This window comes from Duganella sp. Leaf61 (genome assembly GCF_001421905.1).
Classification (GTDB): Bacteria; Pseudomonadota; Gammaproteobacteria; order Burkholderiales; family Burkholderiaceae_D; genus Rugamonas; species Rugamonas zoogloeoides.
Window position 1 is genome coordinate 1 of the sequence record NZ_LMLM01000016.1, and the last position, 11,719, is coordinate 11,719.

8 protein-coding genes and 1 pseudogene are annotated in these 11,719 nt (G+C 50.4%); 5 read left to right on the plus strand and 4 right to left on the minus strand.

All coding sequences use genetic code 11. From position 1 onward, the window contains the following. Nucleotides 1–321: 321 nt before the first annotated feature. From ASF04_RS26795 to ASF04_RS27495, 3 genes are all read left to right on the plus strand, one after another. A complete protein-coding gene (locus ASF04_RS26795; RefSeq protein ID WP_082488743.1) occupies nt 322–495 on the plus strand; it encodes an AlpA family phage regulatory protein in 174 nt (57 codons plus the stop codon). 1,635 nt (nt 496–2,130) lie between these two features. Beyond that, complete coding sequence (locus ASF04_RS26800) at nt 2,131–4,275, plus strand: AAA family ATPase (protein WP_156368628.1); 2,145 nt, start codon at nt 2,131–2,133, stop codon at nt 4,273–4,275. Next, nucleotides 4,268–5,332: a hypothetical protein gene (locus ASF04_RS27495; protein WP_156368629.1), complete on the plus strand. Its 1,065-nt coding sequence runs from the start codon at nt 4,268–4,270 to the stop codon at nt 5,330–5,332. Before ASF04_RS26800 ends, ASF04_RS27495 begins: the two co-directional genes overlap by 8 nt. 4 nt (nt 5,333–5,336) lie before the next feature. Here ASF04_RS27495 and ASF04_RS12875 read toward each other — a convergent pair whose 3' ends face one another. The 4 genes from ASF04_RS12875 to ASF04_RS12890 form a co-directional block, all read right to left on the minus strand. After that, a complete protein-coding gene (locus tag ASF04_RS12875; protein ID WP_056142145.1) occupies nt 5,337–6,350 on the minus strand; it encodes an IS481 family transposase in 1,014 nt (337 codons plus the stop codon). A gap of 128 nt (nt 6,351–6,478) precedes the next feature. Then, the gene (locus tag ASF04_RS12880; RefSeq protein ID WP_162241438.1) at nt 6,479–8,299 is read right to left on the minus strand and encodes a phospholipase D family protein; all 1,821 of its coding nucleotides are present in this window, start codon (nt 8,297–8,299) and stop codon (nt 6,479–6,481) included. Between the two features lie 286 nt (nt 8,300–8,585). Continuing rightward, nucleotides 8,586–8,723, minus strand: a complete 138-nt coding sequence (locus ASF04_RS28750) for a hypothetical protein (protein WP_156368631.1) — start codon at nt 8,721–8,723, stop codon at nt 8,586–8,588. Nucleotides 8,724–8,920: 197 nt separating this feature from the next. After that, nucleotides 8,921–9,835 (minus strand): DUF3944 domain-containing protein, encoded by a 915-nt coding sequence (locus ASF04_RS12890; RefSeq protein WP_229205044.1) that lies wholly within the window; start codon nt 9,833–9,835, stop codon nt 8,921–8,923. A 66-nt stretch (nt 9,836–9,901) separates the two neighbouring features. On the opposite strand from ASF04_RS12890, the gene ASF04_RS12895 reads away from it, so the two are divergent. Beyond that, entirely contained in the window at nt 9,902–11,092 is a 1,191-nt protein-coding gene (locus ASF04_RS12895; RefSeq protein WP_056142156.1) for a hypothetical protein, read from the plus strand. Nucleotides 11,093–11,365: 273 nt separating this feature from the next. Then, nucleotides 11,366–11,547, plus strand: a pseudogene (locus ASF04_RS26805) (IS3 family transposase); the annotation flags it as partial. Between the last annotated feature and the right edge of the window lie 172 nt (nt 11,548–11,719).

Below are 11,719 nucleotides of genomic sequence, written 5' to 3' on the forward strand. Positions count from 1 at the left end.
CAGATAAAGCTTTACTGCCCGAAGGCGCTCTTCGTATGAATACATGGACTACTCCCAAATAGTCCAAGATTTTGTCCGCATCCCCTCTGTATCAGTTTACAACCGCTGCTGACAGCGATCCGCCAAGTGAGCGGCATCGCCAGCATGGCACGCCGGTTGACGGGTGCCATGTCGATACTGGCGTGTACCGCACCGTCGATCTTGGGGCCGCAGACGCCAGGATGCCACCGCAGCCGAGGTACAGCATCGGTCTGGCACCAAGTCAGCAGCGTCCACCAGTGCGCGCGCACCAGACAGGGAAACTAGGGCAAGGAGGTCATCATGGACAGTCAAACGAAAGAACGGCGAACTCAACCACGCCTCACCGAGCCAAACCTCATCAAACTCGAGGCAGTAAAGCGCATTTGCGGGCTCTCTAGGGCCAGCATTTATAGTGCGATTAAGCTGGGCACATTTCCTCCGCCCGTCAAGCTTACCGGGCGCGCAAGCGCCTAGGTGAAGGAGGAAGTCGATGCATGGGTTCAGCAGCGTATCGCGATCAGCCGCCGAAAAGGCATCAAACCAGACTGAGCAGCTTAACCGCAACCAGTTGCGGTGCGCAGCACACGATGGCCAATCGTAACTGCTGCAATACTGTTCACCCGGATTATGAATCGCGGTCAGACGTAACTGGGCAACTGGCCGGCCGTCCCGCGCGCAAGTCGCCATGGCCGGCTCGGAGGCGGTTTGTCTGCCGCCAGTCACCGCCGCTCACTTCCGTAGCCAATTCCCTCACATGATTTCCGCCAGCAACGTGGGGCATGTCTTGAACGTCGTGAAATCGCGACGAAGTCAAAAATTTTTCTGTCCACCAGAGGCTACTAAAAGCCACGAAAATCCCATGAAGTTTTTCATACTTTTTTCATACCAAACAAAAAAGGCCTACGCAAAAAATCGCGTAAGCCTTTGATATATAACGTAATCTTGGTGGGAAGTGCAAGTTTCGAAATGGAGTAAATTTACAGGTCTGACGGGCACATCAAGCTTCAGTGCTGGCTCGGTGTTGAACAGTTTGGTTGTCTGAGGTGCGCTGATGAGTTCTTCCATTGCCCCAAATTTGCCCCAAATTGCTTTTCGGGTGCAGGCTGGTGGCTTGCACTCGAAAACTTGGGGCAAATTTGGGGCACATGGAAGTGCAAGTTAAGCCGCGGCGATTCTGCTTCGCTGTTTAAAGCGGAGACGGTGTCCGCCGAACCCTCCTATGAAAAACGGGTCAAATTTTTTCTACCCCCCACCCTCCCCCCCCCGTGCTGGGTTTGGTGAGAAAAACAAGCGTGCTTTGCAATAAGATAAATATGCGTGGTAAAGCTTGACAGGGGGCCGAAGCGTAGGAGTATTGCGACCGGCGCACAGCGCAGGCCGGCATTGGAAAGATGGCGTCGAGGTCGCCGTGCGTTTCGACGATGGCGCTGTCTGCCGGCCTGAGCATGGAAGTTGTCGCCAGTCAGTGTATGGCAAGGGATCCAGAATATTATGACTTATGGTGATTTGCAAATCCAGCAAGTATAATAGATTTCAGGAATACCTTCTCTATGTCATGCCCCCCCCCGTGATCTGGAAAATGCAACCAATCTTCAATCTTAAAATTCATCAACGCTGCCGGACTGTCGCTAAATCTCGTGGCGCCGTTGAGTGTCGGTTCAGAAAGCCAAGCAAGGTCTGTTTCCGGCACTCAACCGCCTATCGCCATGCCAGCGTGCCGCTTTCGCTTGGAGGAGGAGAACAACGGCTGAACTAGCAAGATTGTTGGCCTACGCAGGGAGAGCATGCCTTGCTGGGTTCCTATTCGGAATATATCCGGCTATCGGCAAAGATTTTTGTAGTTTTAAACAGTTGCCAATGAAGAATTTTAACCGTAATCATCAAGGTAAATCCGGCAATAATCTCGACGCTGACGATGAAATTAAGCTTAAATAATTCAACGAAAATTAATCAACTTTTCATTTTAATAAATTTAATTTTTATCTCGTGCTAATACCTCTATACGCAGGAAAAATTATTCTTCCCCGCGATGGTCCACGCACGTGAATATTTAAAAATCAGCTCATGAAAATTGACCTTCTCAAAAGTCTCCGATCTTGGAGTGCTCCCGTGTTCAAAGTCTTGGCAAACAATGACACCGGACATGCCCCTGGCCACCAAGCCGGTATCGTTATTCCTGCCGCCCTGCGACACGTCTTCCCGACACTTTCCGATAACACATCTGAAAGTACGCCCACTATTGAATATCGAATCAATGTTGAGCTGTATCTCGACGGGACGTTGTTAGATAAAGTAAGCACACGTTACCAATATCAGACTTGGGGAGGAACTAGAAGCCCTGAGTCAAGAGTTACCGATCAGCTCGGAGCATTGCGCAACCGTGCACAGGGAGGCGATATTCTCATCATCCAGAAAAGCCTTATTCAAAATAATCTTTATCGTTTTATTCTGCTTCGCAAAGACTCTACAGCGACCGAGGATATTAAACATCTCATCGACGGACGGCGCTGGGGGGAGCTTTACGCTCAAAACAACTTATTCCCCACAAGCACCGAAACAAAAATAGTCTATATTTGGATTGCCAAATATAAAAATCTCGAAAATTTCTCTTTGAATCTTTCGTCCGGCGTCAAGTTTTCGTATGATGAAGAGCTAAACGAAGTACGACACGAAGTTCAGCAGGACCTACCAAAAGGTTTCTTTCCCCACAGAATAGAGGACGTAATTGCTATTATCGGAAAAAATGGTTCGGGAAAAAGCAATGCGTTGGAGCTGATTTGCAATGCCGTTAAAGGAGCAAAAAGTTCGATCTTTTCCGATTTCCTCGTTATCACTCAGACAGACAAAAGCAAACGATATAACTGTTTTTATCAGTTTAAGGAAAAATCCCCTCCGGTCGGTAAGTTCATCGACTTTGAGCCGCACTCCGGGAACATTAAACCTCTGAATGTAATATTTTTCTCCAATGTCTACGATGAAAGGAGAAATGATTTCGACAACGAAGTCGTTGATCTTTCTGTCAATGGAGAGATTTTTCTCAAAAATCGACCACAGAACCGATGGGACATTACATTCTTAAAGCAGATCGACTTTTTGTACACTAGTGACATTGAATCACTTGGACTCAACCAGCCTCACGCCGCGCAAGTAGTAGTCAATGCATTTAACTCGCGAATTGGGATAAAGAGCTTAGGGGCATGGTCTGATAATCTTGATAAACTTTATAATTCAATCCGCCGTAGACCCGGCGACATGCAGGTCAAGCAGATTAAGAACCGATTCGTGTCCATGGTTCGATTTCTGTATCTCATGGATATTTTACAATTGTTCGGCTCTACGAGATCCAAAGAGCCAGCGAAAAGCATTTTCCGTGGCATGGAAAAGCAGATGGAAATCGCGTTGGCTTCCGGTTTGAGCACTGACGCTACGCTGACCTCACTACTAGATCACCTTCAGCAACTTTCCGAGAGCGAAGAGTTATTACGAAGTAGCGAACGGAGCCTTTTTGCGCACCCGAAAAATAGCGACGGGCAGTTGCTCAATGCTCAGTTCGAATTTTTAACGAAGCTTCCCGATCTCGTTGAAGACCTTGATATCAGTCACCAAGCAGATGGAATACGGAATCGTGCTCAAGAGAGTTTCATCATCAGTCACACCGAGACCAGCCGCGATTTCCTGAAAGACTTCAGCAGAACCATGAGCTTTATACGCTTTATGTCGCTCGACTGGGTAGGTTTGAGTTCGGGACAAAAAGCATACCTAAATCTGTTTTCAAAACTCACCTCGGCATTGAGTGGCCTGTCCACAGCCAGTGTTTTGCTCTGCATTGACGAAGGGGATCTGTATCTACATCCGAAGTGGCAGGCCGATTTTCTGCAGAGACTCTTGACAGTTCTTTCAAATTCATCAAATGTCGGAGTTCAGCTAGTTCTTACCTCTCACTCTCCACTACTTGTCTCAGATCTGCCCCGGCAAAACCTGGAGATTATGAATGGTTTTTCCGATGCCGACGATAAAATTGAAACCTTCGGGGCAAATATATACGATTTATATGCGGGGCCGCTGTTTCTGGGTGAATTGACGAGCGGACTATTTTCGCACCTCAAACTGTTCGAACTTTCCAAGATGGCGGAAAAGAGCACGATGACCCAAGCTGAGCGTAAACACGTCGAAAATTACCTTTCCATTCTTGGCGATGAAATTCTTCGCTTCAAGATCGAAAATACTACTCTGCAAAATAACTCCAATGATTAAGATAACCAAACATCTCCGGTCAGCAGGCAGGGCCAACCCGGATTCCTATCTAAAAAATCAAGCAGATTTATATTGGGACGCTCTTAACCCAACCAAAAATGGCAGTTACATTTCAACATCGCTGATTTCAGCTGTTCAAAAATACCGTGACTTGGCAGATAATCTTGATGAAGATTATGTTTGCGACTATGCAGGCGGCGATCAGTTCATCGCTTTAGTCCAACGTGATTTTTTTGATGAGGTTCTCGCAGGATCAGCTGATCTGTTGAGAAAAATCATTGTATCTCCTCCTGAAAACCTTGATTTGATTAAGAACGATATTAAAAACAGATTTCCTGATGAAATTTTTTTCACTCTAAATGGAGCAAAAAAAGTGCAGTCAGGTTTCGGGATATTGCTTTCAGAGACTATCTTCAACTATCGAAAATTCAGGTCATCCGCATTTTGCCTGCGATACCTGCAGAATCTATCATTCAATGAGGTGTACTGCCCGTATTGCGGTGATAAATCAGTTGAATTAGTGGGCATAACCAGCACTAGAGACGAAGAGCATCCCGAGAAAGCGCTCTTGGATCTCGATCATTTTTTTTCAAAATCGGAATTTCCGTATTTATCAATATCCTTGTTTAACCTTATACCCTGCTGCCATACCTGCAATTCAACGTACAAATTAACTAAGGAATTTGGACTGGACACACACATCCATCCGTTCGCTGAGTGTTTTGATGAACACTTCCTCTTTTCGATAGAACGCACACTGCATGGCCGCAAGGTAGCAATTTCTCCGAGTATACCTAATGCAAAAGACCTGTCGGTTTCAGACTTCGATTTGCGAACCCGCTATGAAACAAAAAGAAAGCTTCTCAAAATAGAAACCGACTATAAGCAAAGGGCAAAGTACAGAAAACCTAAAGACACAAAAAATTTTATAGATTATATGCTGAAAGACGTGCCACTTAAACAGTCAGAAATACTATCTGAGTGTCACGGCAAAGCAAAGCGGGATATTTTAAGATCGATTGACGTTTATAATCTGTTACGACCACGCATTAAATAAGAGCTCAGCAACGGGTATTCATCGGAGCTGACCGACGCTCGTACGTGTCCAGTCCCGTCTGTTCATAAACCCGTTTTACAAAAAGATCCGGCTTTTGCCGTTGCCATTCTTTGAGCGCCTGGATCGGAGTTTTTGAACCGATAGCGCGCTGCGGTATGTGATGGTTGTACAGCTTGAGGTAGTTGTGCAGCGTCTTCTCCAAGTCGGCTTGGCTGTCGAAGCGGGTTTGCTGAAGAAGTTCGCTGATACGGCCATTGAAGCGCTCGACCATGCCATTGGTTTGTGGATGACGAGGCGGCGCCAGGCGGTGCTCGATGCCCATGCCGGCACAGACTTTGTCGAAGACATGCCGGCCGCTGGGTTGCTTGTCTTTGCTGGTGAATCGGTCCGTGAACTGCGAGCCATTGTCGGTCAGGATCTTGCTGATTTTGATGGGTGAAGCTTCCTTCACCCGACGCAGAAAATCGATGCTGCTGGTGTCGCTCATGTCGTGATAAATGTTCAGGAAGACCCAGCGCGTGGCGCGATCGATGGCCACAAACAAATAGCGACGGGACGTCTCATCGGGCATCTGCGGCAAGTACTTGATGTCAATGTGAACAAAGCCTGGCTCATAGTCCTTGAAGGTCTTCTTGGCTTGGATCTTCTCGCCTTCGGCCGTGGGAATAACGTCTTCCAGCCGAGCCATACCTTCGCGCTTGAGTAACCGGGCCAGCCCTGAGCGTGATACGTCGGCGTTGATGTACTGCCGAGTGATGTAGAGCAGGTCATCGAGCGGCAAGTACAGCGTTTGGCGCAGCGACAGCACGATGGCTTCCTGGCCGGCGCTCAGGGTCGTATGCAGAGTATGAGCGCGATGGGAACGGTCCTGCACGTCGTCGCGCTTGAGCCATTTGGCTGCCGTGGCACGCGTGATGTTGAAGACCTTGGCGGCCTCACGGTCGGACCGCCCGGAGTCTTTGATCTCTTGCCGAATCTCTGGCGTGGTGCGTGCCTGCGGATGGATGGTGTTACTCATTCGATCTTCACTCCGGTGCCAGTTGAGGTTGACTCGATGACCGCGAAAGATCGGCGATCAACTCGTTCAGGATAGCCTTAGCACGAAATAAAGGCCAGCTACGACGAGGGATATGATCGCACGGAACTTTAAGGGATACCGAAGCCGGTGATCCATTCATCTTCCATCCAATGATCAACCTCCAAAGCATCATCAAATAACGTAGTCCATTCGTCCTCGCTGCCGACGGGTTCGACGACGTTTAGCCTTCTCAGGATCACCTGCGCCACTTTTGCCTTGCTACGCTTGCTACGCACTACCTGATCCAGGTAGTCAAAGAAGCTGGCTCGGAAATCTTGGTACGCATCTTCGTCATCCCATAATTCTGGCATAGCCCCGGAAATGAATGGCTCGGCCAGCCTTTTTATTCGGCGGGGATCATCCAGATAAGCAATGATGCGCGTGACGAACTTTTCGAAAAAGGCGATATCGAAGGGATCACGTTGCAGCACGCTTCGGAGTTCGGCAAATCGCGTGATGCGCTCCTCGAGAACCTTTCTGACCTCGTCCAGATAATTTTGGTACTTGCCGTTCAGGGTTTCCTTGTCGATCTTCCGCAGCTCTTGCGCGAAGCTTTCAATTTTTTCCCGCTTGGCGGCGCCTGCATCACTCAACGCCTCCTGCCAGCGTTGGTCCAGTCGGCTTGGCACCCAATAGCCGAAGCAGGTTTCGACCGACCACCGCTTAATGCTTAACTGACTGTCGACTGCTTTCGATTCCGTACTGGTGTCCAAACCGTCCCAATCGTCATCATCAGCGTTTTCCTGAAGCGCATGCTTTAGACTGAAGGGGCCGATACCCGCAACCTGTTCAGAGAATGGCAACGCGACGCCGCCCAGTAGTGCCCGCTCTTCGTTAGTCATCCGTTTCAGCAGGTCGCGGAATGGATGAATGGTTGTTACAAGCGTTGCGGTGGGTTTGAAATAAAGAACCCCCGTCCTGAAGAAACTGATCAGGCTAGTTGCTGGTGGCGCCAGACTGTGCAGAGATTGGGCGTCCCGCCACGCTGCGTCGAAATAACCATCCAGCGCGCCTGCGTCAGCGAGCGACACGAGGATTTCTTCGTTCCGCGAAAATGCGGAGGATGTTGCATTCGCCGATCCGAGCAACGCCGTCACTTTGCCATTCTCCGTCATTAAAAACAGTTTTGAATGGAACATACCCGGCGCAAATGACAGGCGCGCAGTCACCGCCCGACCAGCCCGGGTCAGCTTGTTGCACAAGTCATCGAGCTCAGCTCGCTGGGCGTGCAAACGCTGCCCCCCAAGTCCGTTAAACATGAGACAGACGGTGTGTGCGACACAGTTTTTCAGTATATTTTCTAGGAAATCAACATCATAAAAACCTGCTGCAATTCTCAAGACGTCCGCGTGTTGCACTTGGGTGGCCATCCATGGAATCGACATGGGCTCGACCGAGGCGGCCTGGACGCGGGTTGACGATACACTTATTGGCGCCTGGCGACGCGTTTGTTTGGTTGCCGCAATGGCTGACTTACGATATTCCGTCACAAAAGTCGAAAGATGCTTATTTCCATAGTTGGCGGCGAGTAAGTTCTCCAGCATGGCCCGGGGAATGCCCAATTTCGCGGAAAGAATGCGGCAATCACTTTTTGAGCGACGCAAATCCGAAACGGTAATGCTGCCATCGAACGCGTCATACACTGGGTCCAGACTGACGGCAATTTCGTTTGCCACTGATGCGTATGAATTACGCGGCGATCCTCCAAGTTCTTCAGCAATTTTGTTCCACTGGGACAATGAAAATGGTCCTAAATCTGACACCAGCACATTAAGTTCCGTGCCGACCTCGAGAACGACCTGGCCAGCCAGTTGCTCCTGACTTTTGCGTGGTGCGAGGCCATAATAGGCGTTGATTTTCTTTGCTTCGGCGAACGAGAGTTGACGCATAAGACGTCGGGTAATTGAGGGTCTGGGCATTAATTTCTCCGCGCTATACGTATGCTTGGATGATTCAGTTAATCAGGATGATGGACAGGCACACTGCGGCAGCAGGAAGTTGCCTTGCGTCACTTTTTTTAGTATGCACTGTGCTTCCCTGAGCGCCAACAAAATCTTGTGGGCGCAGTTCCTAGCGCAGATAACCGTAGTTGGGCTGCACGTGCTCTCGCGGCCGTTCTGGCGCAAAGAGCAGGCGCCTTTCCAGCGCCACTTCCTCAAGCCCCTAGACCGTCACCTAATCGAAGCCCGCCGCTGCGGATAGGCCAAGGTACTTGGTCACGCCAGCCTTCGACATGCCAAATGCAGCGGCGATCTGCGAGTACGACAGCTCGGCGTTGAGCTTCGGACGCAGTACATCTTTTATCTTACGCATATTGATCCTCGGTGCGTCCAAGCTATCGCCAGAAAAAATCTGGAAGCTTACCTCTCGGTTGCTATGTACTAAACGCCTCTCGGCATGCTACGACATCGTTCCGGTGTCGTGATCGGTCATTCGGGTATCGTGACAAGTGATTTCGGTCACCCCGTCAGACCGAAACACCCAGCTTCGATCGCAGAAAGGTTTTCATTTCAGCTAAATGATACCTCGTCCGCCTGCTTGGCATACAGGTACTTTTGGCGCAGGGCCGCTACCTGAATCACTGCCGGAATCGTGACACGATAAGCTGCACTTGCGATATCGACTGCAGTCCACGCCCCGGTAATTGCCCAGCCAATCGGACCTGTAAGTATGCCTATTGTTCGGGTAAGGGTCGCGTTTCCAGCGAGAGTGAGGCCGCGGCCAATCATTGCCTTCAGCACGGCATTGACGACAATCAGCGTCAGCTGGTAAGACTTGAAACCTCCGGCCCGGAACACGGCCTGAAAAACTCCAAGCATGCCTTCAGGAGTAAGATGGGCAAAATTCTTGACCCCAACTGACTCGGCGAGCTTCCGAATTTCATCGGGCGACATCTTTTCGAGTGCGTCGTTCAGCACTTTCAGCAGAAGACCGTTCTCAATACGCTCGACAGAAGCATCCTTGTTGTAATTGACCTTCATTTGGTCGCACACGTCCGTCAGAACTTCACGGTATTCCACTCCCTTCCCTCCGCGGAACATAGTTACGAGAGTATTTGCGCCAAAGCACTGAATTTCGGCGGCAATGAACTCCCAGTACTGATGGTGGTCGGGATAATGCTGCTTATACAGTGGAGATCCTGTCAGCTCTTCCGTCAATCGTACTGAGCCGTCTTTGTCATGAGTCAGGCTGTAGACGAGGTCATTCAGGTCTTTCGACTCAAGTTTCTCCAAAAACTCGAGATCTGGATCGTATCGATATGCCATAATTTCCTTAGATAAAAATAAATTTGCTTCGCGATGAGCCGTCCCCCCAGACTGACCCTCTCCGGAACGAGTGGCTCCGATGTTAAAATTTTTCCAAACGATAGCGGGCTCAGCATGCTTGACTAAGTTGAAGGTCGGGCTCGGGGCAGATTGAGTCATCGTTTATAGAGTGAGAATTTTAAACTATTGTTTCCACAAGAAAACTCACGAATTTCCACTAATGATATGAAAAAAGCCAACAACAAGAAGAAGTCGCCAGGACGACATGGATCCGAGGCCGATGGCGATGCACTTCTCGCGGAGGGAACTCGGATCGTTGTCGCGGACACCTCAGGCCGGGCTGCGATCACGATCCGTCCGAGTCAGGATTTCGAAGCCTACGACGTAGGCCGCAAGAACGGCTTCCTTGATTCCACAGTCGGGCGGCTGGGGAGTACGTTGCAGGCAGCTCCATCCCTCTTCGCCGCAAGCGAAGCAGGAAGCAGACAACTCATGGAGGTCGTTGTCAATGGCGATCTCGTCCGTGCGGCTGATGGCAACGGATTCCGGGCTATCGCCATGGGCCCCAAAGGGATCACGGAACACGCGCGGCTATTCGAGCCGGACCGACTTCAGAACGTACTCAATGCTGGTGCCGTATGGCAGGTGGCGTCAGTCATCGTGGCACAGAAACACTTAGCTGACATCAGTAAGAAACTCGACATTATCGCCAAAGGAGTCAATAGCCTATCGAGCTTTCTCAACGATCAACGTAGGGCGCAGATCGAAGCCGCATATGCCTATCTCGAACAGGCACAAACCACACTTACGAACGGAGAGATTCCACTGAGCGTCCGAGTGGAACTGGAAAGCTGCGAACGCGACCTGCTCACGATCCAGACGCACCTCTTTAAGGAAATCCGGAGCGATCTTGCAACGAGGATACAACAGGACAAGATCGGAACCGAAGAATTAGCAAGGGGCGTCTCGCGTAAGATCCGCAAGCACGAAGCTTTATTGACTGACCTCGCGTTGTGCATCCGAACCCGGATTTGTGCGTGGCATGTGCTTTCGCTGTTCCCGGGTGAACCCATGCTCAAGGAAGCACGACTCAGTGCTCTTCGGCGGACGATTCAAGATTACACCGACCTCTCCGCTGAATTTGACAGGAATATCGCTCGAGAAATCGGGGACATTGATTCGTACTTCAACCTCGGGAGTACTCTCGAACGCCGGCGGGAAGCCCTGAAAACGCAGGCGGGTGACACTGTGACAAAGATTCGGAACACTGGCGCAGCGGCAGAGCGAATGATCGGGGACACCACTGCCCTTCTGGCACTGCACGATGCACCAGCCCGCATTCTTCTTCAATTCAAAGACGGCATCCTCGAAGGGGCAACCAAGGTGCCTGAGCAGGCCTCAGCAGCACCTGCCTGAGCGTCATCATATAGTCGATGGTTTAAGCATTGATCTGTGAAAGGACGGCAGCGAATGAGTGAGGTACTCTAACATAATGGACACTTCCATTTGATAAACTTGTCAAAGGGAGTGAAAACATGAATCACCAACATACCCACCGGAGTTCCGGGCGGCAGGCGGTCAAACCGATACTGGCGCAGGGATTGACGATAGAGGAAGCGGCGCAGCGCATCGTGATGCCCAAAGGGACGTTGGCCAACTGGGTGAGCCCGGCCAAGCGCGGCACGGCCCCTAAGGCGCCAGGGGAGCTGCTACGACAACGCACCGATGGAGAGCTTCTGGGGCAGCTTGAAGAACGAAATGATTCATCATCAGGGGTATGCACAAGGGCCAACGCGGAAGCGGCATTCAGGGAGTACATTGAGATTTTCTACCAACGCCAGCGGCGCCATTCACGCCTAGGCTACGTATAGCCAACGTCGTTCGCTGAGAATTTCAGAAAACAGGCGCTGGTTGCTTGAAACGGACGTGTCCACTATTTAGTCCGGCCTGAATAATTCAAATCACTCCAGACAAAGACTCTGCTGCGGCCGATGGCTGGCGATGGAGTCATGAAATCAGCGCTCAGGCGCCGTACCCGGCGCC